At 70.4% G+C, this 22,421-nt stretch carries 18 protein-coding genes, 1 tRNA gene and 1 pseudogene; 14 read left to right on the forward strand and 6 right to left on the reverse strand.

All coding sequences use genetic code 11. The features are described from left to right. Positions 1–68 precede the first annotated feature (68 nt). Positions 69–141 (forward strand) — tRNA-Arg (locus tag VGR06_RS37075). Between the two features lie 130 nt (positions 142–271). Here VGR06_RS37075 and VGR06_RS37080 read toward each other — a convergent pair. The 4 genes from VGR06_RS37080 to VGR06_RS37095 form a co-directional block, all read right to left on the reverse strand. Further along, on the reverse strand, positions 272–1,879 hold the full coding sequence (locus VGR06_RS37080) for a hypothetical protein (protein ID WP_327563885.1): 1,608 nt from the start codon (positions 1,877–1,879) through the stop codon (positions 272–274). A gap of 173 nt (positions 1,880–2,052) precedes the next feature. Then, entirely contained in the window at positions 2,053–2,916 is an 864-nt protein-coding gene (locus VGR06_RS37085; protein WP_327563886.1) for an aminoglycoside phosphotransferase family protein, read from the reverse strand. A 47-nt stretch (positions 2,917–2,963) separates the two neighbouring features. Further along, positions 2,964–3,863: a glycosyltransferase family 8 protein gene (locus VGR06_RS37090; protein WP_327563887.1), complete on the reverse strand. Its 900-nt coding sequence runs from the start codon at positions 3,861–3,863 to the stop codon at positions 2,964–2,966. 374 nt (positions 3,864–4,237) lie between these two features. Further along, positions 4,238–5,869 (reverse strand): DEAD/DEAH box helicase family protein, encoded by a 1,632-nt coding sequence (locus tag VGR06_RS37095; protein WP_327563888.1) that lies wholly within the window; start codon positions 5,867–5,869, stop codon positions 4,238–4,240. Between the two features lie 283 nt (positions 5,870–6,152). Here VGR06_RS37095 and VGR06_RS37100 point away from each other — a divergent pair, with 283 nt between their 5' ends. The 7 genes from VGR06_RS37100 to VGR06_RS37130 all read left to right on the forward strand — a co-directional run bounded on the left by VGR06_RS37100 (position 6,153) and on the right by VGR06_RS37130 (position 17,663). Next, positions 6,153–6,323 (forward strand): hypothetical protein, encoded by a 171-nt coding sequence (locus VGR06_RS37100; RefSeq protein WP_327563889.1) that lies wholly within the window; start codon positions 6,153–6,155, stop codon positions 6,321–6,323. Between the two features lie 37 nt (positions 6,324–6,360). Then, a complete protein-coding gene (locus VGR06_RS37105) occupies positions 6,361–7,842 on the forward strand; it encodes a hypothetical protein (RefSeq protein ID WP_327563890.1) in 1,482 nt (493 codons plus the stop codon). A 23-nt stretch (positions 7,843–7,865) separates the two neighbouring features. Continuing rightward, a complete protein-coding gene (locus VGR06_RS37110) occupies positions 7,866–9,227 on the forward strand; it encodes a DUF2786 domain-containing protein (protein WP_327563891.1) in 1,362 nt (453 codons plus the stop codon). A gap of 131 nt (positions 9,228–9,358) precedes the next feature. After that, positions 9,359–10,921 carry a TIGR02677 family protein gene (locus VGR06_RS37115; protein WP_327563892.1) on the forward strand — a complete coding sequence of 521 codons (1,563 nt, stop codon included), beginning with the start codon at positions 9,359–9,361 and terminating at the stop codon, positions 10,919–10,921. Positions 10,922–11,099: 178 nt separating this feature from the next. Beyond that, on the forward strand, positions 11,100–12,302 hold the full coding sequence (locus tag VGR06_RS37120) for a TIGR02678 family protein (RefSeq protein WP_327563893.1): 1,203 nt from the start codon (positions 11,100–11,102) through the stop codon (positions 12,300–12,302). Continuing rightward, positions 12,299–16,429: a TIGR02680 family protein gene (locus tag VGR06_RS37125; protein WP_327563894.1), complete on the forward strand. Its 4,131-nt coding sequence runs from the start codon at positions 12,299–12,301 to the stop codon at positions 16,427–16,429. Before VGR06_RS37120 ends, VGR06_RS37125 begins: the two co-directional genes overlap by 4 nt. A 10-nt stretch (positions 16,430–16,439) precedes the next feature. Continuing rightward, positions 16,440–17,663 (forward strand): TIGR02679 family protein, encoded by a 1,224-nt coding sequence (locus VGR06_RS37130; protein ID WP_327563895.1) that lies wholly within the window; start codon positions 16,440–16,442, stop codon positions 17,661–17,663. A 45-nt stretch (positions 17,664–17,708) separates the two neighbouring features. Here VGR06_RS37130 and VGR06_RS37135 read toward each other — a convergent pair whose 3' ends face one another. After that, complete coding sequence (locus VGR06_RS37135) at positions 17,709–18,872, reverse strand: RNA ligase (protein WP_327563896.1); 1,164 nt, start codon at positions 18,870–18,872, stop codon at positions 17,709–17,711. Positions 18,873–18,965: 93 nt separating this feature from the next. Here VGR06_RS37135 and VGR06_RS37140 point away from each other — a divergent pair, with 93 nt between their 5' ends. Both VGR06_RS37140 and VGR06_RS37145 read left to right on the forward strand, forming a co-directional pair. Continuing rightward, positions 18,966–19,430 (forward strand): nuclear transport factor 2 family protein, encoded by a 465-nt coding sequence (locus tag VGR06_RS37140; protein ID WP_327563897.1) that lies wholly within the window; start codon positions 18,966–18,968, stop codon positions 19,428–19,430. Further along, positions 19,430–20,059 carry an LUD domain-containing protein gene (locus VGR06_RS37145; protein ID WP_327563898.1) on the forward strand — a complete coding sequence of 210 codons (630 nt, stop codon included), beginning with the start codon at positions 19,430–19,432 and terminating at the stop codon, positions 20,057–20,059. The genes VGR06_RS37140 and VGR06_RS37145 overlap by 1 nt, the downstream gene beginning before the upstream one ends. A gap of 82 nt (positions 20,060–20,141) precedes the next feature. On the opposite strand, the gene VGR06_RS37150 is transcribed toward VGR06_RS37145, so the two are convergent. Then, positions 20,142–20,345 carry a hypothetical protein gene (locus VGR06_RS37150; RefSeq protein ID WP_327563899.1) on the reverse strand — a complete coding sequence of 68 codons (204 nt, stop codon included), beginning with the start codon at positions 20,343–20,345 and terminating at the stop codon, positions 20,142–20,144. On the opposite strand from VGR06_RS37150, the pseudogene VGR06_RS44175 reads away from it, so the two are divergent. The 4 genes and pseudogenes from VGR06_RS44175 to VGR06_RS37170 all read left to right on the forward strand — a co-directional run. Then, positions 20,254–20,688 (forward strand): annotated as a pseudogene (locus VGR06_RS44175) (MFS transporter); the annotation flags it as partial. The gene VGR06_RS37150 and the pseudogene VGR06_RS44175 overlap by 92 nt on opposite strands. A 427-nt stretch (positions 20,689–21,115) precedes the next feature. Beyond that, positions 21,116–21,577, forward strand: coding sequence for an MFS transporter (locus tag VGR06_RS37160; protein ID WP_327563917.1), 462 nt, complete (start codon positions 21,116–21,118; stop codon positions 21,575–21,577). 60 nt (positions 21,578–21,637) lie between these two features. Next, positions 21,638–22,069, forward strand: a complete 432-nt coding sequence (locus tag VGR06_RS37165; RefSeq protein ID WP_327563901.1) for an SRPBCC domain-containing protein — start codon at positions 21,638–21,640, stop codon at positions 22,067–22,069. Continuing rightward, the gene (locus tag VGR06_RS37170; protein ID WP_327563902.1) at positions 22,059–22,403 is read left to right on the forward strand and encodes a metalloregulator ArsR/SmtB family transcription factor; all 345 of its coding nucleotides are present in this window, start codon (positions 22,059–22,061) and stop codon (positions 22,401–22,403) included. The genes VGR06_RS37165 and VGR06_RS37170 overlap by 11 nt, the downstream gene beginning before the upstream one ends. The last annotated feature ends 18 nt before the right edge of the window (positions 22,404–22,421 follow it).

The raw sequence follows: 22,421 nt of genomic DNA on the forward strand, positions 1-22,421 counted from the left end.
ATCCTGCCCCACCACCCCCACCCGCCGCGCTACGAACCCCACCCCCGACCCGTTACCCTGTCCGAGCAGCCCTCGTAGCTCAGGGGATAGAGCGCCCGCCTCCTAAGCGGTAGGTCGCAGGTTCGAATCCTGCCGGGGGCACTCGGTCGCGGGGACGTATGTCCGCGACGAGAGCGAACCGGGTCGGTCGTCATCACGTTGGGGCTGAGCCCTCCACCCCTGCGGTGCTAGAGACCCTTGGTCTCTGAGTCTTTGTCAGTTGTCCTGAGTTTCAGGCGGCGGCAGGTAGCCGTGCTTGGGCGAGTCGGTGATCGATGTGACGGTCGATGGTGTGCAGCGCGGCGCGGAGTTCGGGTGGGGCTTGGGGTTGATCGCTGGCGATGAGGGGTCGCAGGACGCGGTTGTGGACTTTGCTGTAGAAGATCGCGAAGCACAGTCCGTCGTGGGTGAGGGTGTAGAGGTTGTGGCCGGCGACGCGGTGAATCAGGTCGTTGCGGTGTAGGCGGGCGAGGTCGTAGCTGGCTTGGTTCATGCCGTAGTTGGTGCCGAGCAGTCCGGTCATCAAGGCGCGCAGGCTCTTGTTGGTGATGCCGGTGACGGCGAGCAGGGTGTGGCAGAGGGCGCCGGCCAGGGCTTGGACCCGAGGGTCGCCGAACCGTAGGGCTGGGGCCCTCCTGCCATCCTCAGTGAGGGTGGGGTGCGTGATCCGCTCAAGGGCTGGACTCGCGAGGACGCAGCCCTGGCCGACTCGTTCAGTATCGAGCAGTCGGCGGTTGGCGGCACGAGCTTTGGTCTGCAGATCGTCGAGGTTGTGCAGGCGGCGTTGGCAGCTGAGGTCATACGGGTCGTTGATCACGGTCTCGATGCGCAGCGCGCGACCGTCCTTGAGGTACTGCTTGATCCGGGAGTGTTTGTAGAAGGCGTTGACGGTGACCTCGACGCCGCGGGTGACGACCTTGGTCTTGAACTGTCCGGCGGGAGTGGGGCCGCGGGTGCGCCGGTTGAAGATGAGCTCGACCTGTTCGGGGCGGCCGATGTCGAGGTTATCGGCGACCAGTGCCTCGAAGAATGCTCGGGCGTGGCGGGGTGCGGCGAACACCAGGGTGCGGGACACCTCGATCTGGCGCATGGAGATCTCCCACCAGTACCCCGCCGCCCGGTCGTGGTCGGTCAGCGGCAGCGGCAGGATCGACCACCAACGTTCGGCGAATACGGTGATCGTGCCCGGGCCGAGCCGGTCGCAGATGGCCTGCAGTCCGGTCGGGTCGTCGGTGGCGGCGAATCCGTTGGACAGCTCCCGATAGCACAGGCCGGCCATGCTGGCTTGGCGCTTGGCCCACTCGTGTCCGTTGATCCAGATCTTGGCCGGGTAGGGGAAGTAGGCGCAGATCTTGACGAATGCCGGACCGAAGTCGAGGTCCCACAGGTAGAAGTAGTAGCAGGTGACCCGCCGGTCGGCCTTGGTGAAGGCAAACCACGGGATCCCGTTGGACGCTGGGCGTTGGGTCGCGGTGAACACCGACGCGAACTCCTGCGCCACCCCGATCGCAGCCACCCCGGCCCGGCCGGTGTGGGCCTGCCGATCCAGGTAGGGCCGCATGATTTCGATCTTGCGGTCGGTCTTGCCGAACCGCACGATCGGGATGTGGTTGTCCTGGGCGAACCGGGCAACCGACTTGCGAAACGCGGTCCCGATCTTGTCGAAGATCGCCGGTGAAGGGATCGGATTGCCCAAGTGTTGGGTCAGGAACGTCACCACCTGCCCGCCAACCTGCAGATTCGGCACATAGACGTTCAGATAGACCCGGTCCAGGCATTCGATGTCCAACGCCACCCGCCCGTCGAGCATCTCCGGGACAGTGACAACCCGTTCGGCCACAACGACCACCTCGACACCCAGCGTCCGCCACCAACCGCAGTGCTGACCAGCAGGGGATGTCGCGGCGCAGCCGCGAGCCCTGAGGACAGCCTCGGACCGCTACCTGCACCCGCTGCAACCACAGCCGATCCAAACCAAACCCAGCCACCCACCTCGGCGGTCCGAGGCTGGCCTCACTGGAAGAGAGGTGCATAGCGCGCCACGACCTCGTCGATCCTGCTGCGCCATAACGACCGGTCGCGCCCTTCCAGCAGAGCGGCGTGCACCCACCCGTCCACGACATGGAAGACGACGAACGCGTACAACAACTCTTCGGACACCGGTCGCCGGTCACCATATCCCGCGAGGAGTGCCATCCGGTCGTGGTCTCCGAGGGCCGAGCTGGTGGCGACGCTCTTCGCCAGGTCGTACTCGAGCGGGCAGCGCACCGCCGACTCGAAGTCGACGAGGTGTGCGGCCGAAACATTGCTCCGCACTTGAGTGACGACATTCGCGGGGTGCAGGTCACCGTGGCATCCGATCTGCGGGTTCGGCTGCCGGCAGAGGCGGACGAGAGTGTCCAGGGCCGGCTCGACATGCGAAGCGAGGCCGTCTTGTGGATTACGGTCCAGAATGGACAGGTGCCACCGCGCGAGCCGCTCAAATTTGGTTGCCAGCGGCTCATCGTCGGCCGCGGTGATCGCGAGGTCGATATCGTGGAAGTTGGCGAGGAGGCGGCCAACAAGGCTCAGGCCGCCGTGATACGAGTACCTGCCCGCTTCTATCGCGCCCCACAGGGTGCACTCACCAAGATCTGAAGTGATCAGGACCGTTGCGTCGTAAATCTCGAGCTGGTCGTAACCGAGCACTCTGGCGGTACGAATCACACCGTTGTTCGAGAGCGAATCGATGATGTTCCGTTCCTTCGTCGCCTTCCATTTGGCGGCGCCGAAGTAGAGTTTCGCAATGACCGACCGCCCGCCGTCCAGGTGCACGCGGTAGGTCCCGGAACTGGGGGCGCGGGACAGGCAAGTAACCTGTGCCGCGGTCGTGTCCACGAAGTTCTGGCATGCCACGGCGATCGCCCGATCCAGACCCGGAGCGCTCACGCGGGTTCGCCGCCGTCGCGACTGAGGCCGATGTTTCGCCCCCCCAATCGGTGCAGCAGCCGGATCGCGTCGCGAAGGTAGGCGCTGTACAGCCTGACGCCCGCGGTCCGCGGGCACGAGTTCTGCCACGGCTTCATGGGCCCGACGAAGTGGAGGAGACCGACGTCGCTTGAGCGCGGGTCGCGCCGAACTACTCGCCGGACCCAGTCACCCTTTTCCAAAAAGCGGTCCAGCTCGAAGCGATTGAGGCGTGCGTCCACCGCCGCCGCCCGCGAGGTGGCCAGCAGCCACATGTTCAGCGCGTCCTGGTCATTGAAGTGGATATACCGGCGTCGCCGCGTGATGACCTCGGCAACTCCCGCGCGGACAACGGGCATCACATGGCTACGCAGCCACAAGGCACCAGCGTTGAAGTATGGCCGGCCGCGCAGCGTCGGCCACCGCTCGACGAGTCCGGGAAGCGCCGGGCACTCACCGACGGCGAAGTTGAACTCGTCCCGAACGGCGCCGACCCGGCCGTCGTCCAGACCTGCGAACGGCGCCGAGATGTCGCTGAGCACGAGTACGTCGGCGTCGAGGTAGAGGAGGTACGGCCGGTCGACGAAACGCGGAGTCAGTTGGAATCGCAAGTACGTCGTTGTCGTGATGTACGACGCGCCCTCAACGATGTCAACACCGTGCGGGGCCTTTCGCCACTCCACATCGAATGAGGTGAATCCCAGCCGGCGCACAAACGCTGCCATCGTGGAAACGTGCGGTCGCGACAGGTCCTGGGTCAGCAATCGAACAGCCGCGCCCCGGCGTTCGTCTGGAGGAAGGCAGTCAGCCAGCGAGGCCAGCGTCGCCATCGCCGGCACCAGATATGATTCGTCAATACACAGCGCAATCGCGAACAATGCGGTTATCCGTCCGGGCTCGATACCGTGTCAGCGCACGAGCCGTGCTGGCGGTCGCGCCTGAGATCATCCAGAATGACCGGGTTGCTCCGCTCTCGAGGCAGGCTGACGCGACGGTCGCGCCGATGTAGCCGGCTCCACCAGTGATAAGCACCTTCATTGCAGATGCGACGTGCGGGAACGGCCAACTAAGAGTTTGTCCATCGACCCCACCCCATCGGACTGTCGGGACGCTCCCGACAGCATTACCGATCGGAGCCAGTCGGCGCAACCATGTAGTCACCCCGATGCCGTTGTGACCACAGATGCTCGTGTGACACCGCCCGGTGGAGCGAAGGCCACCTTCAGGACACTCAACGCCCCAAATGTGGCCTTCAGAGCAGTTGGCTGCGGAAGGCGCGGATGCCGAGGATGTGGGTGACCGTGTTGGTGTCCCAGCCCTCGGTGAGCATGGAGACGCTGACCACGCAGCGGATCTGCTCGCCGAGCTTGCCCTTCTTGCCGACGGTGTTCATCACCTCGCGGAGCAGATCCTCGTCGGTGATCTTCTCGATGTCGGCGCCGGGGTTGCGGCGCCGGTATTCCGCCTTGAACGCGGCGATCTCCGGTCCGAGGGCCTGGCGGAAGTCGGCCTTGATGGCCTCGCCGCGCTCGAGCTGGGCCGAGTCGATGAGGATTGTTCGCGGTCGGTCCAGCGGCTTGCCGTCGACAACGTTGCTGAGCAGCTCCAGGTTGCCAGGCTTGTGCGCGACGATTTCACCGTCCCGCTCGACCTCCTCGCCGGCGATCCAGTCGTAGACGAGCTTGCTCACGACGGTGTTGGGGCAGACGACGATGAACACGGGTGGCGTCTCACCGTGCTGCTGAAGTGATGTCTCCCAGTGCTGGAACGCCCGGGTGTAGCTACGGTGCAGGCTGCGCAGCGCTCCCTCGAACTCGGGTTCGGGGATCCAGTTATCCACCTTGCCCTTCGCGGCGCGCTTGGGAAGTTTGGCGCCGACGAAGTCCCAGAGCCGGAGGTAGGTGACCAGCGGGTGGGCGGCGTCGTCGTCGACCGGCGTGCGCGGGACCTTCACGATGCCCGACTCGATCGCGTCCATGAGAGAGAAATCGCTGACCGTCCACGGGAAGATGTAGCCCTCGTTGTAGCCCGAGCCGGCGAGGTAGAACGGCGTCGCGGAGAGGTCGAATATCTGTTTGATTCCGACGTGCTTCGCGACGGCCTGGAGGCCGGTGAACCAGAGGCGGGCCTCCTCGTTGGCGTCCTTTTCCTCCGCGGTCAGCGTACTTTTCGTGTCGGCGGGGAGCGGCTTGTCCTGATAGCAGTGGTGAGCCTCGTCGCTGAACACGAGGATCTGCTGCTTGTCCGGGCCGGTCACGCCGAGGTCGCGCAGGACCCGGCTGACCATGGCCCGGGGTGTCTCCTTGAACGCGTCCTCGCGGCGGTCGCCCTTGAGCAGGAGCCGGGTGTTCTTGGCGACGCCCCTGATCTCCTTGGCGTCCTTGAGCTGGAACGCGTGGTAGTTGGTGATCACGATCCGGGCGTGGTCCAGGCCGCCCTTGAGGTCGGCGGGGATCAGGTCGCGCAGGTCGTAGTAGTTCTCGGCGTCCCCGGGCAGCAGGACGCGGAGCCGGTCCTTGATCGTGATGCCGGGGGCGACGACCAGGAACCTGTTGGTGAACCGGGCGTCCCGGGATGACTGCACCTTGTTGAGCGTCTGCCAGGCGATCAGCATCGCCATCACGACGGTCTTGCCGCTGCCGGTGGCCATCTTGAGGGCCATCCGGGGCAGGCCAGCGTTGTGTGCCGCGTTCCCGGGCTCCAGCCGGGTGCGCCAGTCGGCGTAGCCGTGGGTGCGGCCGGCGACCTCGGTCAGGAAGATCGCGGTCTCGGCGGCTTCGCGCTGGCAGAACAGCACGCGGTTGTCCCGGTCCGGGTCGGCCCAGTGCTGGAGGAGCTTGCGGGTGATCGGGTGACGCCGGCGTACTCGCCGCCGCGCCGCCATTTGGCGAGGTCCCGGCGGACGTCGTTGATCAGGGTGTTGCGCTCGCGGCGTTCCCCGGTGGCGTCGAAGTCGAGCTCGACCTGTTCGAACTCATCCTTGGCGCGCTTGCCCTTTCTGGTGATCGCGATTGGGATGAAGGACTCGCTCGGTCGCCGGCCGTCCCGGATTTGTCCAGTCGGGCCGTTCGGGCGATCTCGTAGTAGCGGTCCGGCTGCTCGTACGGCGAGTTCAGGATCGGATTGTCGATCGTTTCGGTCATATCGGCGCAGTCCACTCCCTACACATGCGGGACATGCTAACGGTGCTGCCGCCGGTCCTCCGGCAAGTCGGCTACGCGAGCGTGAGCCATGACTACGCGAGCGCGAGCCATGACTACGCGAACGCGGATTACGGCTACCTGAACGCGGGACACGCCGGGCGGGGTTGGCGGCTTCGGGGGGTGGCGGTCCGCTAATGTCCCGCGGGTGTCATTACGGGCGAGACGGCGCGTCGTGGACGCGTTCGAGCGGTGGTCGGCATCCCGGGGGACACTGCCGGCGGGTGCCGAGGCGGTGCAGGTGTGGCGGGACCGGATCGGGATCATGCTGCAGGGCCGGGAGGACTACCTGGGCCGGCCCGATCCGACGCTGTGGCGAAGCGGTGACCTGCACCGGCTGCTGATCGATCACCTGCCGCCGCGGCAGGTCGACGCGTGGGGCCTGGCCGAGCACGGCGTGCGCATCGTCCGGGAGTTCCTCGAGTTCCTGGACACCAGCGGGCGGTTGCATCCCGGCAGCACAAGGGTCGCCACGCTGCGCAAGGAGTTGGACCGGGCCGCGGGCAGATTCGGCGCGGCGATGGCCGATTCCTCCCAGTACCGGCTGGCCAAGCGGGTCCTCACGGCCATGCTCGCCGACGGCCTGGGCGACGACGCCGACCCGGCCGAGGTGGACCGGTGGGCAGAGCGGTTCAGCGCGCGGGACGCGCCCGCCCGCCGGCGGGTTCTCGGCGAGCTGATGGACCAGGACCCGCGCTATGCCACCGGGCACCTGCTCGTGCACGGCGGGCAGGTGGCGGTTCTCAAGCCAGGGGTACCACCGGACAAGGGCCTGGTGTGGCCGGACACGGTGGAGTGTGACTGTGGCTGCGCCGATGCCACGGTTCCTGAGGCGCGGTTGCCGGGGGAGGCCGAGCTGGCCGCCGCGGTGGCCGGCAGCGAGCTGCTGTGCCGGCTGTCCGCGCTCGCCGGGTGGGTCGGAGCGGGGGGCCGCCCGGTGGACCGGCGTGGCGAGTTGCCCGGCAAGGACGTCACGGCGGCCGCGGCCGCGGCCGGGGTTCCCGACCTCGGCGCCCGGCGGCTGCGGGACGCGCCGGCGCTGGCGACGCTGTGGGACCTGGCGCTCGAGCTCGACGTGCTGTCCCTGTGCCGCGCCCGCGTGATCCCGGGCGACACGTTGCCCGCCGTCCATGCCGCGCTGCGCCACGAGTGTCCGCCGGGGCAGGCTCTGGAATTCTGGGATGAGGTCTTCGACGAGTTGGTCCACCCGCAAGGCGACACGGTGACACCCGAGCAGGAGCGGCTGCGGGACTGGGCACGGCCATGGCTGCCGCGCTTCCTCGGCACGCTGTACACCGACCATCCCGACGAGGAGCTCGTCGAGGTCGGAGTGCTCATGGACGCCGTGGCAACCGAACGAGCCGAGGCAGTTCCGGCTCGCGACAGCACGATGCTCACCGCCCTCGCCGGGTCGTTGGTCCTCCGCGGTCTATCGCTGCTGGCCGAGCACGGGGCGGTCGAGGTCGAGGTGTCGGCCGGCGGGCCTGCTCCGGGCCTTGCCCCGGCGGCCCGGGCAGTCGGTATGGCGCCGTGGGCGGTGTCTCCACCCGACGGGCTCCGGGTGCGCCTGACCGCTCTCGGCCGGCGCGGTGTCCACAAGCGACTCGCCGGCGACGGTGCCGGCACACCTCCGATGGCGCACGCGGCCTCGGCCTGATCGAGGCGGCTGGAGGGGCGGCGATGAGCAGGCGAAACCGGGAGAAGCGGGCGGAGCGCAGGCGCGACCGGCAGCGGCGTGGTCCCACTCCGCCCCGCTCCGGCTTCTCCGGTTCGCACGGGCCGGGCTGCACGTGCGGCGGGCCGGACGACTTCTGGACCCCGCACCCGGTCCCGGCGCCCGAGCTGGTGGCCAACACGCTGCTGGCGGCGGCGCGGGACGATGCCTACGGCGATTCCACCGCCGCCGCGGCCCGCGCGGCGGAACTGACCTCTGGCCGCTTCGCCGGCCAGCCGCGAGCCGTCGCCACCGGGGCCGGTATCGCCCTGACCGAGGTGGCCCACCGGCTCTGGCAGGCCGGGTGGCTGCCCGTGGACGCGTGGGAGATCACCCGGCGGCGGGCCGACGCCGCGCCGACCGGCCTGCTGGTCGACGTGATCGCCGAGGACTCGGCGCGGTACGGATCGGCCGTCGACGAGCGGTGGGCGGCGCAGGTCCGGCAACTCGACGCCACGGTCTGGTGGGATCGCGGCCGGCCCCACCTGTCGCAGTGGGCCGAGCGCCACGGTGCCGATCTCGAGCGGGCATTGCTCGTCACGGTCGAGTTGCTGGCCGTGCTGGTGACCCTTCCCGAGCTGCCGCGCATCGTCGCGCCACCCGGCACGGCCGCCCGGGGCTCGTCGGCGCCGGTGTCCAGGGTCGACGGGAAGATCCTGGACAGGGTGCGGGGTCTGCTGGCCAAGGCCGAGTCCACCGAATACCCCGAGGAGGCCGAGGCCCTGTCGGCCAAGGCGCAGGAGCTGATGAACCGGCACGCCTTTGAGCGCGCGTTGCTCGACGCCGAAGCTGACCGGCGGCAGACGGCGACCTCGACCCGGCTGTGGCTGGACAACCCGTACGTGGAGGCTAAATCCCACCTGGTGGCGGCGATCGCCCAGGCCAACCGGTGCCGGTCGGTGTTCTATCCCAAGCTCGGGTTCGTCGCGTTGATCGGTGAGGGGATGGACCTGGAGATCACCGAGTTGCTGACGTTGTCCCTGCTGGTGCAGGCCACCCGGGCGATGGTCGCCGAGGGCAGTCAGATCACCCGGGCCGGGGCGTCGCGAACCAGGTCGTTCCGGCAGTCCTTCCTCGTCGCCTACGCCACCCGGATCGGTGAGCGCCTGGACGAGGCCGCGGTGCGCGCCCATGACCCGACCGAGGACGCGCGGCTGCTTCCGGTGCTGGCCAAGCGGTCCCGGGTGGTCGAGGAGACCTTCGCGGCGATGTTCAGCCACACCGTGCAGCGCTCGGTGTCGGTCACCAACGGCGCCGGGTGGCGCGCCGGCCGCGCCGCCGCCGACCGCGCCGACCTGACCCTCGAACGCGACGCGATCAACGCCTGACGCCGATGGTTGCGTCGATGCGATCGGTGCACCGCCGGGCCGACCCGGCGGCGACACGATCGAGTGATGCGCCGGAGTGTCGGCGGATGGCCGTACCCTCGTGCCGATCGACGTCGTGAGGAGAGCAGCACGTGGTCGTTGAGGGCCCTCGCCCGTTCGCGCACCTGCATGGATCCAACGCCGGGTTGTACCGCGCCGTGATGGGCACCTTCGTACAGGCCAAGCGGCGGTTCGCGGTGCACCTGCGGCCCGAGGACGTGCACGAGGCGCTGATCAGGCGGCACGAGTCGGCGCCGGAGCTTGCGGAGATCAGCTCGGCGCTGGCCAGCCTGGAGGAGTGGGGGAACCTGCGGGCCGATCCGGACACCAGCCGGGTGACGACGGTCGAGGACTTCCACCGGGCGCGTTACCTGTACCAGCTCACCCGGCATGGGGAGGCGGCCGAGGAGGCGCTGGCCGCCTACGACGAGGCGCTCGGGCGGCGGGGTGCGCTGCAGGCGGTGGCGCTGGCCGACATCGCCACCCAGCTCCGTGCCCTGCTGGGGCTGGCCGAGCAGCCGGTGCCGGACGTGGCCAAGGTGCACCTGCTGCTGCGTGGGCTGGTGGACCGGTTCACCGATCTCGCCGGCAACGCGCAGGCGTTCATGGGTTCGCTGCAGCGGTCGATCGACCTGCACGACGCCGAGGTGGACGCGTTCCTGGCGTACAAGGACCGGTTGATCGACTACCTCGAGCGGTTCATCGCCGATCTGCTCACCACGGGGTCGGAGATCGCGGCATTGATCGACTCGGTCGAGCGGGGCGGCGTGGCGCGGTTGCTGGATCACGCGGCGCGGAGGGAGGCGGCTGATGCCGCGCCCGGCGCGGACGGTGGCGACGATCCGCGCGAGCGGGAGTTCCAACGGCTGGCGGTGCTCTGGCGGGAGCGCTGGGACGGGTTCCGGGCGTGGTTCGTGAGCGAGCCGCACCATCCGAGCCAGGCCAAGCTGCTGCGGTCGCAGGCACGCGCGGCGATCCCGCAGCTGTTGCAGGTGGTCAGCGCGCTGAACGAGCGGCGGGCGGGCCGCTCGGACCGGTCGGCGGACTTCCGGACCCTGGCGGTCTGGTTCGCCCAGGCGCCGGACGACGCGGCGATGCACCGGCTGTGGCGGTCGGTGTTCGGGCTGTCCTCGGCGCGGCATCTCACCGTCGACGAGGACACGCTTGCCGAGCGGGAGGATCACCCGGTCGCGCCGAGCACGCCGTGGGCGCAGGCGCCGCCGCTGCGGATCAGCCCGCGGCTGCGCAAGACCGGCAGCTATGAGCGCCGCGGGAAGCCGAACCGGGTGATCGACCGGTCCGAGGCGCGCCGGCACTTAGCCGAGCTGGCAGCGCGGGAGGCCAGCGAGACCGCGGCGGCGCGGGCGGCGCTGACCACGTCCAGGCCGACCAGGCTCGGCGACCTGGGGCCGCTCGATCCGGCCGCGTTCCGGCTGTTCCTCACGTTGCTCGGGGAGGCGCTCGCCGCGCGCCGGCCGGGGCAGCGCGGTGTCAGCACGACCACCACGGACGGCAGCATGGAGATTCGTCTGTCCATTGTGGACAATGCGGAGCCGGTTGAGATCCACACGCCGCACGGTGTGTTCCGCGGCCCCGACCAGCTGGTGGAGATCATCGATCTGACCGCCGAGCCGGCGCGGGAGCAGACCGCATGAAGCGTGCGGAATGCGGGGCGAGGGAGTTGGCCTACCGCGACGAGGTGGGCCCGAGGAACTGGGGTCTGGGGGCTTGCCCCCGGTGGAACACGGTCTGCCCGAGGAGTGGTCCGGTGACCCGGCAGCTGAGGCGACCCGCGACCATGGCCAACATTCCCGAGTTGGAGGACATCGCCTGATGGGTCTGTCCGAGGCGCTGGACGCGACCCGGGTCGAGGAGACCCGGCGGGCCGCGCGGGCGCTGCTGCGGCGCCCGCTGCTGCGCGCCGCCGGGCCGGACGCCGACGAGTTCACGTTGGTGCGCAAGCACATCGGCGATCTGCGAGCCTGGTTCGATCGCAACACCGGTTGGCGGCTGGTGGTGGACAGCGAGGTGGCCAGGCTGGTGAAGGTCGCCGCGGATACCGGCGATCACACGTATCCCGCTCGGGACGTGCGCACCCGGATGCCGTTCGGCCGGCGCCGCTACGTGCTGACCTGCCTGGCCCTCGCCGCCCTCGAGCGGGCCGACGCGCAGGTCACCCTCGGCCGGCTGGCCGAGCAGGTCGTCCTCGCCGCGGCCGACCCCGACCTGGCCGGCGCCGGTGTCGTGTTCACGTTGGACAACCGTGAGGAGCGCGGCGACCTTGTCGCGGTCGTGCGGCTGCTGCTCGACCTGGGCGTGCTGTCCCGGGTGGCCGGCGACGAGGAGTCGTTCGTCAAGGACGGCGGCGACGTGCTGTACGACGTCGAGCGCCGGGTGCTCGCCACGCTGCTCGCGACTCCGCGTGGTCCGTCCACTGTGGATGATCGGGAGTTCGAGGCGCGGTTGGCCGCGGTCACCCGCGAGCTGGAGCCGACCACCGACGACCTGAGGAACCGGATGCTTCGCCACCGCCTCACCCGCGCTCTGCTCGACGCGCCGGTGCTCGGTTACGACGAGCTGGACGACGCCGAGCTGGCCTACCTGACCAGCCAGCGCGCCGCGATCACGGCGCGGATCACCGAGCTGACCGGCCTGGTCGCCGAGGTACGGGCCGAGGGCATCGCGATGGTCGATCCCCACGACGACCTGACCGACGTCCGGATGCCGGACAGCGGGACCGACGGGCACGTCACGTTGCTGGTGGCGGAGTTCCTGGCGGCGCGCGACGGGGAGCCGGTGGGCGAGGCGGAGCTGCACGCGCAGGTCCGGTCGTTCGCCGATCAGCACCGGTCCTACTGGCGGAACGCCGCCAAGGAGCCCGGCGCCGAGATCGAGCTGACCGCGCACGCCCTGACCAGGTTGGAGGCGCTGCGGTTGATCCGGCGGGAAGGCGGCTCCATCGCCGGCCGGCCGGCGCTGGCCCGCTACGCGGTGACCGAACCGGTGATCCGCGAATCGAAGGGACCGGACTCATGACACGACCGCTGCCTGAGCCTGGCCGCGGCCGGTGGCAGCCGCTGCGGGCGGGGCTCGTCGACCTGTTCTACTACGACGCCGAGGAGTTCTGGTTCCGCGACGGCCGGCTGCTGCTGCGCGGCAACAACGGGACCGGCAAGTCCAAGGTGCTCGCACTGACGCTGCCGTTCCTGCTCGACGGCGACCTGTCCGCGCACCGGGTCGAGCCGGACGCCGACCCGAAGAAGCGGATGGAGTGGAACCTGCTGCTCGCCGGGGCGCACCCACACCCCGAGCGGCTCGGCTACACCTGGCTGGAGTTCGGCCGCGTCGCCGAGGACGGGCACGCCGAGTTCCGCACCCTGGGCTGCGGGCTGAAAGCCGTGTCCGGCAAGGGAATCGCCCGGCACTGGTACTTCCTCACCGACCTGCGGGTGGGTCTGGAGCTGGAGCTGGTCGACGCGACCGGCACCGCGCTGACCCGGGACCGGCTCGACGAGGCCCTCCGCGGCCGCGGCACGGTCTACGACAAGGCCCGGGCGTACCGGCGGGCCGTGGACGAGGCGCTGTTCGGGCTCGGCGAACAGCGCTACGGCGCGCTGGTGGACCTGCTCATCCAGCTCCGCCAGCCGCAACTGTCCAAGCGGCCCAGTGAGAAGGCGCTGTCGGATGCGCTGACCGAGGCGCTGCCACCGCTGGACCAGGCTGTGATCGCCGATGTGGCGGAGGCGTTCCGCAGCTTGGCGGAGGACCGGGACGACTTGGGCGTGATGCGGCAGGCGAGCGAGGCCGCGCAGTCGTTCCTCGGGCACTACCGGCGGTATGCGCGAATCGCCGCCCGCCGCCGGGCCGAACGGCCGCGCCGCGCGCAGTCGGCGTACGAGAAGGTCAACGCCGAGCTGAACGCGGCCAACGCCGCGCACGAAGCCGCGGAGGCCGCGTTGTCCGCCGCCGAGCAGCGACTGTCCGAACTGGACGGTGAGCGCGAGCGCCTGCGTGCCAGGGAGGATGAGCTGCGCAAGAGCCCCGAGATGCGGGACGCGCGGGCGTTGCACGAGGCTGCCGAGACGGCCGGGCGGCTCGCCGGTGAGGCGGAGCGGGCTCGCGGGGACCGCGGCAGGGCGCAGCGGACGCTGCTGGAGCGCCAAGGAAAGCGACGTGCCGCAGGGGAGCGCCTGGCCGGTGCCGAGCGGTCGGCGGATGCCGCCCGATCGTCCACTGCGGACGCCGCGGCCGCGGTGGGCGTCGGTGACGAGCACCGGGAGCGGATCGAGAACCGCCTGGACACGAGGGATGCCGATGCCGTGGCGGTCCTGCGGGCGGCCGCGGACCAGATCGTCGACCGGCGTGGGCGCGCGATCGGGTACGTCGGTGGTCTGATCGACGCCGATGAGCGGACGCGCGGGCGGGTCTCCGAGGCGCGTCAGCGCGTCGAGGAGCTCTCCGCCCAGGTGGCCGAGCTGGCGGACCGCCGGGTCGCGGCGGAGCAGTCGGTGGTGGACCGGGGGCGGCAGCACGTGACCGCTGCCCGGGAACACTTCGCCGCAGCGATCGAGCTGCGTGTGCCCGATCTGGCGGAGACCGTTGCCGCGCTGGAGCTTTGGGTCGAGACGCTGGACGGAGCCAACCCGGGTCGGGCGTCCGCCGAGGTCGCCGGGCGGACGGCTGCCGAGGCGTTCGCCAGGACTGAAGCCGGTCTTGATCAGCGGGAGTCCACCGGACTTGCCCGAGTGGCCGAGCTGACCGGCGAGATCGCCCGGCTGGAATCCGGCGAGGACACCGCGCCGCCGCCCGCGTACACCCGGGATGTCGCGGCGCGGACCGGCCGGCCCGGAGCGCCACTGTGGCAGCTCGTGGACTTCGCCGGGGACGTGCCCGCGGGGGACCGGGCAGGGCTGGAGGCCGCGCTCGAAGCCGCGGGCATTCTGGACGCCTGGGTCAACCCGGACGGAGTGCTGCTCGCTCCTGGTATGGACGACGTGGTCCTGCTCCCGGCCCGGCCCGCCGCACGGCATCTCGGCACCGTGCTGCGACCCGCGGTCGACCGGGACGACCCGCATGCCGCCGCGATCACCGACGACGTCATCGCGGCCGTGCTGGCGTCGATCGGCCTGGGCGCGGGCAATGGCGAAGCCTGGGTGGCGGCCGACGGCCGGTTCCGGCTGGGTGTGCTGGACGGCGCCTGGCACAAGGCAACCGCCGAGTACATCGGCGCCGGCGCACGGGAGGCCGCCCGGCGGGTCCGGCTGGCCGGGCTGCGCGCCGAACTGTCCACAGTGGAATCCGAGCTGGCCGCGATCGCCGAGGCACGTGCCCACCTGGCACGGCGTCGTGACGTCCTGGCCGCTGAGCTGGCCGGGATGCCCGACGACACCCCGCTGCGGGAGGCTCATGCCGCCGTGCGCGCACTGGCCGAGGAGACCCGCCGGCTCGACGAACGCGTTGGCGCCGCCCAGGATGCGCTGGCGCGGCTGACCGAAGAGGCCGGGGCGGCGCGGGATGCACTCCTCTCCGCCGCGGCCGAGTTGCGTCTGCCCAGCGCGCGGGAGGAGCTGAGCCTGGTGCGGGACGCCTTGGTGGCCTACCGCACGGCGCTCGCCGGGCTGTGGCCGGCATGGCACGTGGTCGCGGAGGCGCAGCGGGCCGACTCCGAGGCGGCGGAGGAGCTGGCCGGCGCGGAGGAGGAGCTGCGGGAGCGGGCGGAACGCGCCGCGGAGGCGGAGAGCGCCGCCGACATCGCCGCCGAACGTCACGCCACCGTGGAAGCGACGGTGGGCGCGGCGGTGGCCGAGCTGGAGCGCCGGCTGGATGAGCTGGTGAAGTCCATGGCAGCCAACCGAAATGCCGCCAAGGTCGTGGACAAGCAGCGGATCGTCGCGGCGACCGGGCGGGGAGAGGCCGAGGGGCGCCGGAAGGAGCTGACCGAGAACCTCGTCGGCGCCACCGAGGAGCGCGCCGAGGCAGCGGAGTCACTGCGCCGGTTCGCCGCGACCGGGCTGCTGGAGGTGGCGCTGCCTGATCTGGCGGTGCCCGATCCGGACGCGGACTGGGCGCCGCACCCCACCGTGCTGCTGGCCCGCCAGATCGATCAGCGGCTGGCCGACGTCACGGCCGACGACCAGGCGTGGGAGCGGGTCCAGCGACGGGTGACCGACGAGCTGAAGTCGTTGACCGACGCCCTGTCCAGCCAGGGGAACACCGCGTCCGCCCAGCTGCTCGAGGACGGCATCGTCGTGGAAGTGATCTTCCACGGGCGGCCGGCGTCGGTGCCGGAGCTCGCCCGGGCGCTGGAGGTCGAGGTGGCCGAGCGGGGCCGGCTGCTGGACGAGCGGGAGCGGGTGATACTGGAGAACCACCTCGTCAACGAGGTGGCCAGCACCCTTCAGGAGCTGATCTCGGACGCCGAGGCGCAGGTGGCGCTGATGAACTCCGAGCTGGCCGGGCGGCCGACCAGCACCGGCATGAAGCTGCGCCTGCTCTGGCGGCCGAGGGAGGACGGACCGGCTGGGCTCACCGAAGCGCGCGAGCGGCTGCTGCGGCAGACCGCCGACGCCTGGTCGCCCGAGGATCGTGCCGCGGTGGGCGGTTTCCTGCAGGCGCGCATCGCCGAAGTGCGCTCCCGCAACGCCGCCGGAACGTGGCTGGAGCACCTGTCCGAGGCGCTGGACTACCGCTCCTGGAACAGGTTCGTCATCCAGCGCCAGCAGAACGGGCAGTGGCGTTCGGCGACCGGCCCGGCCTCCGGCGGCGAGCGGGTGCTGGCGGCCAGCGTGCCGCTCTTCGCCGCCGCCTCAGCGCACTACGCCTCGGCCGGCAACCCGCACGCGCCGCGGCTGGTCACCCTGGACGAGGCGTTCGCCGGGGTCGACGACAACGCCAGGGCCAAGTATCTGGGCCTGCTCGCCTCGTTCGACCTCGACGTCGTGATGACCAGCGAGCGGGAGTGGGGCTGCTACCCGGAGGTGCCGGGGCTCGCCATCGCCCAGCTGTCCCGAACCGACGAGGTCGCGGCCGTGCTGGTGACCAACTGGGAATGGGACGGCGCCAGTCGGTCCAAAGTGGACCGAGGGCCGGTGCTGCTCGCCGAGCCGCGGCCGGAGCGAGTGGAGTCGCCGGAAGGCCTGTGGAGTGACCCACTCAACACCTGACCACGAGCGGTTGCGGCGCCTGCTCGGGGACGAGCAGCTCGGCTGGCTGATCGCTCGGGTCCGGCGGCGGCTGTCCCGAGGCGAGCCGCTCACCGGCGTGGTCACCCTCGGCGACGCGACCGAGGCGGAGCGGGCGGCCGTGCGCCGGCTGCTCGGCCGGCCGCCGCGGCCCGGCGCCTCGCTCACCGTGTCCCTTCCCGCGGTCGACGAGGTGGTGCGCCACTCGGGCGCATGCCCGGACGGTCTGGCGGCCGCGATCGTCGCCCTCACCGGTCCGGTGGTGGACACGGTCGCCACGAACGTGGCCGTGGAATCCGCCTGGGAGAACGCGCTCGCACCGCTGGCCGAGACAGCGGCCGAACGGACGGTGCTGGCGCCGTGGTACGAGCGAGTGCGCAACACCGGGCTGATCCGCCGCCTGGCCGGCACACCGGAGGCCGCGGCCGCCCTCGTCATCGACCTCGTCGCCGTGCTGCGCCGGCTACCGGCACCCGGCCGTCCGCTCGGCGCGTTCGCGGCCGAGACGACCGGCGACGCCCACGCCCTCGACGACGACCGTCCACTGGCGACACTCGGGTTGGGTGCCGCCCGCGAGCTCGCCGCACTTCCCGACGGGCAGGGTGCACAGTGGCGGCGAGAGGTGTGGGCCGCGGTCGGCGTCCTCCGGGACGACCTGTCCACGACGGTGCTCACCCTGGGCCTGCCCGGCGATCCGGGCAGCCCGACCGGTCGCGCCCTGAACGCACTTCGGGACGCCGGCCAGCCGGCGGTGCTGACCCTGCGTCAGCTCGTCCGCGATGCCCCCGCGGCGCACGCGACCGGGTTGGTGGTGTCGATCTGCGAGAACCCGGTCGTGGTCTCGCAGGCCGCTGACCATCTCGGGCCCGCGTGCGCACCGCTGGTGTGCACGTCCGGCCAACCGAGCGTCGCCGCGCTGCATCTGCTGCGGATGCTGGCCGGTGCGGGCACGACGTTGCGCTTCCACTGCGACTTCGACTGGGGAGGAGTGCGAATCGGCAACGTGCTCCTCGACCGCATCCCCGTTGCCCCGTGGCGTTTCGACGCCGTGCACTACCGTGCGGCCGTCGGCAGGCATCCCGGCCGGCCACTCACGGGCACTCAGATCGCCGCTCGGTGGGACACCGGCCTCGCTCCGGCCATGGCCCGTGGTGGTGTCCGCGTCGAGGAGGAACTACTCCTTGACGACCTCGTTCGCGACCTTTCCGTGAGCTAGTTTCCTTGGCGGGAGTGAACGTGACGTTGCCTTCCCACCGGGAATTCAGGCCGCGTCCTCGGTGCGCGGTCGGAAGGGATTCTCGTGGTCGGGGTACGCCGCGGCCCAGGCCTGGGCCGTGATCGGTTTGCCGTCCAGGGCGGCGAAGATCAGGCTCCGGTGGGGGTGGTCCTGGATCGCCAGGGCGGCGTCCCGGCGCGACCGGTCACGCAGGCTGAGGGCCTCCTTCTCGGCGATCGCCCGGACCTCCTCGGCCTGCTCGGTCAGGCCGGTCACGGTGCCGTCGATCCACTCCAGGAACTCTTCCGGGGCCATCCGGCGGATCTCCTCCAGCCAATCGGGGCCGGCTGCCCGGATTCCCCGTACCTCGTCGACGCTCATCCGCAACGCCTGGGCGGCGCGCTTGACCGGCATGTCCGGGTGCGCCGTGAGCGTGGCGTGCACGGCGCAACGCTCCCAGAGCCGCCGGGCGGTGAGTCCGGTGATCATCCGGTGGAGCGCCACGTAGTCGTCCTGCTTGATCTTGAGGCGCTGGTCGGCGGTCGGGAAGTGAACGACGAGTCCCTCCGCTCCCGGCCGCGGGGGCGCAGACAGGGCCTCGGTCAGTGACTCGTAGGGAAAACGCCGTACGAGCGTGCCGGGCCATCCGTGAGCGGAGTGCGGCAGGGTCCGGCCGGCCTCGGTGCTCACCACGGCGAGCAACACCAGGTCATCCAGGGTTCCGTAGTCGACGACGATCCGGTTGTCCGGATAGATGATCTCGAACAGGTAGGTCAGGCCCGCGCGCGGTGTCCACGCGGATGCGTAATCCCGCGCCCACAGCTCGGTGGCGTGCGCGGCCTGGTCGCTGATGAACGAGCCTCGGGTGGCGATCGCGAACCGGCCAGAACCGCTCGGGTAGAGGATGCCCAGCGACCCGTCCAGCTTGTCGGTCACGCATACCGGACCGGAGGTGTCGAGCCCTTCGGCCGCCGGCTCGCCGTGGTTGAAGAACTTCGGGAATGGCCGGGCGACGATCTCACCGGAAACCGTGTCGACGATCAAGCCCCGGCACGCCCTGGTGACCTGGTTCCATACGCGCTCGTACCGGGCCTTCTCGGCGTAGTTGAAGATCTGGAGTGGGAGCGTCGGGTGGAACTGCGTGCGCACGTAGCCGCCGGCGAGCATCTCGTCCAGCAGATCGCGATCCAGCAGCTCGTTCAGCCTCATGGCGCCCTTGTACAGCGTCCCCATGACATTTCGGGCGGTTGTGTCGTCGTACGGCGAGAAGAACCAGCCATCCGGGGGACAAGGAGGAAACCGATGAGCGATCCGCAGGCCATTGTCGACCGCGTCGAGATCGAGGCGCTGCGCGCGGAGTTCACGGATGCGGCGATGATGCGCGACTACGACCGCTTCGCGGCGCTGTTCACCCACGATGCCGTGTACCGGATCCCTGACGCCAACGTCGAGCAGGCCGGCCGGGAGCAGATCCGCGCCGGGGTCGAGCGGCTGGCGGACGAGTGGAAGTACTTCGTGCAAACCACCCACCCGGGCGCGATCGAACTCGACGGCGACACCGCGTCCGGCCGGGCCTACATCCAAGAACTCGGGCTGCTGCGCGACGGCACGTCGGTGCTCAACTATGCCCTGTTCCACGACCGCTACCGGCGCACCCCGGACGGCTGGAAGTTCACCGAACGCGTCTACGAGGTCAGGTACTTCGACACCACTCCGCTGCCGGGCTCACCCGACGTGGACTGGGTGGCCCAGGACCAGGAGGCGTGATGACCACCCCGACTCCGACGACACAGTTCACCGATCCGGCACCCGCGCAGCGCCTGGAACGGGCGGCCACCGCGCTGACGGCGCACAATTTCACCGTCGAGATCCTTGACGATGCCGCCGCCGCGCGTGCCCGCATCACGGATCTGATACCCGAGGGCGCGAGCGTGTTGACCGCGGCCAGCGAGACCCTCCGCCTGTCCGGCATCGATGCGGACATCAACACCAGCGGGCGCTACCAGGCCGTCAGGCCACGCCTGCTGGCCATGGACCGGGTCACCCGCGCCGACGACATCCGGCGGGATCTTGCCAGCCCCGACGTCGTCGTGGGCAGCGTCGCCGCGCTCACCGAAACCGGTTCCCTCGTGGTCGCCTCGGCCAGCGGAAGCCAACTGCCCGCGTACGCCGGCGGCGCCGCCCACGCGATCTGGGTCGTCGGGGCGCAGAAGGTGGTACCCGACCTGGCCACCGCGCTGCGCCGCGTCGAAGACCACGCCCTCCCACTGGAAACCGCCCGTGCCCAGGTGGTCTACGGGCAGCCCAGCGCCATCAACCGCCTGCTCGTCCTCAACGCGGAACCCCACCCAGGGCGCGGAACCGTCCTGCTGCTCCGCGAAGCCATCGGATTCTGAAACCACCAGCCTGAGGCCGGCTCTCGGGCAGCACGGTTTGACGCAACCAGTCAGTTGCAATAATGTAGCAACTGACCGGTTGCTACTCATCGGAGGCTGTCATGGGATTTCCTGCCGCGATCGACACCACCTCGCCGCCGCGCTTCAGTGGGCGGCAACGGGTGATTCTGCTGGTGCTGCTCGGCGCCGGGTTCATGCTGGCGGTCGACTTCTCGATCTTGAACGTGGCGCTGCCGGAGGTTGGGGCGGGCGTCGGGTTGGGGTTGACCGGGCTCGCCTGGATCACCTCGGCCTACGCGCTGCCCGCCGCCGGTTTCACCCTGCTGTTCGGCCGGCTGGCAGACCTGTTCGGCCGGCGCAGGCTGTTCCTCTCCGGCATGGTCCTGCTGACCGGGGCCTCGCTGCTCGGGGGCGTCGCGGCCAGCCCCGAGCTGCTCCTGGCCGCCCGGGTGCTGCAGGGCCTGGCCACCGCGATGACGATTCCCGCGGCGCTGTCGCTGCTCACCACCACCTTCGCGGAGGGCGCGACGCGCGACCGCGTCCTCGGCTTCAACGGCGCCCTGCTCTCCGGTGGCTTCACCGTCGGCGCGCTGGTCGGTGGCGCCCTGGTCAGCCTGCTGGGCTGGCGGGCCGCCTTCTTCATCAACGTCCCGGTCGCCGTGGTGATTCTGCTGGTCACCCCATTCGTGATCAGCGAAAGCCGGGTGCCCGAGCGGGTGAAGCTGGACCTGCCCGGAGCGGTGACCGTGACCGGTGGTCTGCTGGCCGTGATCTACGCGGTCATCGAGCGGAACGTCCCCTTCGCGGTCGTCGGGGTGCTGCTGCTGGCCGCGTTCTGGATGATCGAGCTGCGCTCGCCGGCACCCCTGGCCCCGGTGCGCATCCTCAAGCGGCCCACGGTGAAGTGGGGGAACTACGCCGGGCTCGTGATCTTCACCATGGAGCCCGCGATGATCTTCTTGATGACGCTCTACCTGCAGCAGGACCTCGGTCTGTCCCCGCTGGCCACCCGGCCTGGTCTTCGGCATCCCGGGCCTGGCGGCGGTGGCCGCCGGGGTGATCGCCGGGCGCTTGATCGGGCGCTTCGGCGGCCGCACGGTCCTGGCCGTGGGCCTGTCCGTGCAGGGTCTGGCGACCCTTCCGCTGGTGTTCCTCGGCGCCGACCGGGTGGCGCTGGCGGTGCTGATCCCGGCGCTGTTCATCGGGTTCTTCGGGCATGTGGCCGCGATCGTCGCGTTCACGGTGACCGGGACCTCGGGTGTGCCGAACGAGGAGCAGGGCCTGGCCACGGGCCTGACCTCGATGACCCAGCAGGTCGCCATCACCGTCGGGATCCCGATCCTGAGCGCGGTCGCCGCGACGCAGAGCGTGCGGTTGACCGGCATCCACCTCGCGCTGGGGGTGAACGTGGTCGTGACGCTGGCCAGCGTGGTCCTCGTCTGGCTCCGGTTGCGCCCGCGCGAGGGGATGGTCGTTCGCCTCCCCGAGGGCGAGCGGCCGCTCGAGCAGGCTTGTTGACGCAACCATCCGGTGGCCATAGTATTGCAACTAACCGATTGCTACTCGTTGGAGGCAGTGATGGCTTTTCCCGATCGCATCGAGCGGACCGTGGAGGTCGCCCATGCGCCGCGCAAGGTGTGGGCGGCGCTCACCACGGCCGAGGGTCTGGGCACATGGTTCGGCAACGAGGCGAAGATCGACCTGCGCCCGGGCGGATCGGCGCAGATGACGTGGACCAACGGGCACACGGCGGACATGCGTATCGAACGTGTCGAGGAGCCGGCGGTTTTCGGGTTCACGTGGCACATCCAAGGGCTGCCCGAGGATGATCCGCGCCGCACGTATGTCGAGTTCACGCTCGAACCGGTCGCCGCGGGCACGCGGCTGACCGTGGTCGAGTCCGGCTTCGCTCAGTTGCCGGACGACGTATACCGCACGGTATTCGCCGGCAATGTCAAAGGTTGGGCCAGTGAGCTGGGGGAATTGGTCGAATACCTCGATGCCGCCTGACGTCGAGGCGGTCGCCGAGCAGGTCTTCGTCGCCTTGGCCGACCCGACCCGGCGGGGGATCCTGGCCGCGCTGGCTTCCGGGGGGCCGGCCACGGCCACGGACCTGGCCGATCGGCTGCCGATCACGCGGCAGGCGATCGCCAAACACCTGGCGTTGCTGGCCGAGGCGGGCCTGGTGACGGCCGAACCGGGGGAGCGGCGCCGGGTGCGGTACCGGCTGCGCTCCGCCCCCATGCAAGTGGCGCAACAGTTCCTGGCCGCGCTGGCCCGCGACTGGGACGGCCCGCTCGACGCGTTGAAGGACCACCTCGACCGGGCCGCCGAATCCACATGACAGAAGGGTGAACACCAT

The sequence above is a fragment of the Actinophytocola sp. genome (assembly GCF_036002505.1).
Lineage (GTDB): Bacteria > Actinomycetota > Actinomycetes > Mycobacteriales > Pseudonocardiaceae > DASYTH01.

Coding starts and splice junctions, on each gene's coding strand:
- VGR06_RS37095 (WP_327563888.1), bottom strand. CDS start 5,869: ATGGCGGCGCGGCGGCGAGTACGCCGGCGTCACCCGATCACCCGCAAG.
- VGR06_RS37100 (WP_327563889.1), top strand. CDS start 6,153: ATGCGGGACATGCTAACGGTGCTGCCGCCGGTCCTCCGGCAAGTCGGC.
- VGR06_RS37110 (WP_327563891.1), top strand. CDS start 7,866: ATGAGCAGGCGAAACCGGGAGAAGCGGGCGGAGCGCAGGCGCGACCGG.
- VGR06_RS37120 (WP_327563893.1), top strand. CDS start 11,100: ATGGGTCTGTCCGAGGCGCTGGACGCGACCCGGGTCGAGGAGACCCGG.
- VGR06_RS37125 (WP_327563894.1), top strand. CDS start 12,299: ATGACACGACCGCTGCCTGAGCCTGGCCGCGGCCGGTGGCAGCCGCTG.
- VGR06_RS37135 (WP_327563896.1), bottom strand. CDS start 18,872: ATGAGGCTGAACGAGCTGCTGGATCGCGATCTGCTGGACGAGATGCTC.
- VGR06_RS37140 (WP_327563897.1), top strand. CDS start 18,966: ATGAGCGATCCGCAGGCCATTGTCGACCGCGTCGAGATCGAGGCGCTG.
- VGR06_RS37145 (WP_327563898.1), top strand. CDS start 19,430: ATGACCACCCCGACTCCGACGACACAGTTCACCGATCCGGCACCCGCG.
- VGR06_RS37165 (WP_327563901.1), top strand. CDS start 21,638: ATGGCTTTTCCCGATCGCATCGAGCGGACCGTGGAGGTCGCCCATGCG.
- VGR06_RS37170 (WP_327563902.1), top strand. CDS start 22,059: ATGCCGCCTGACGTCGAGGCGGTCGCCGAGCAGGTCTTCGTCGCCTTG.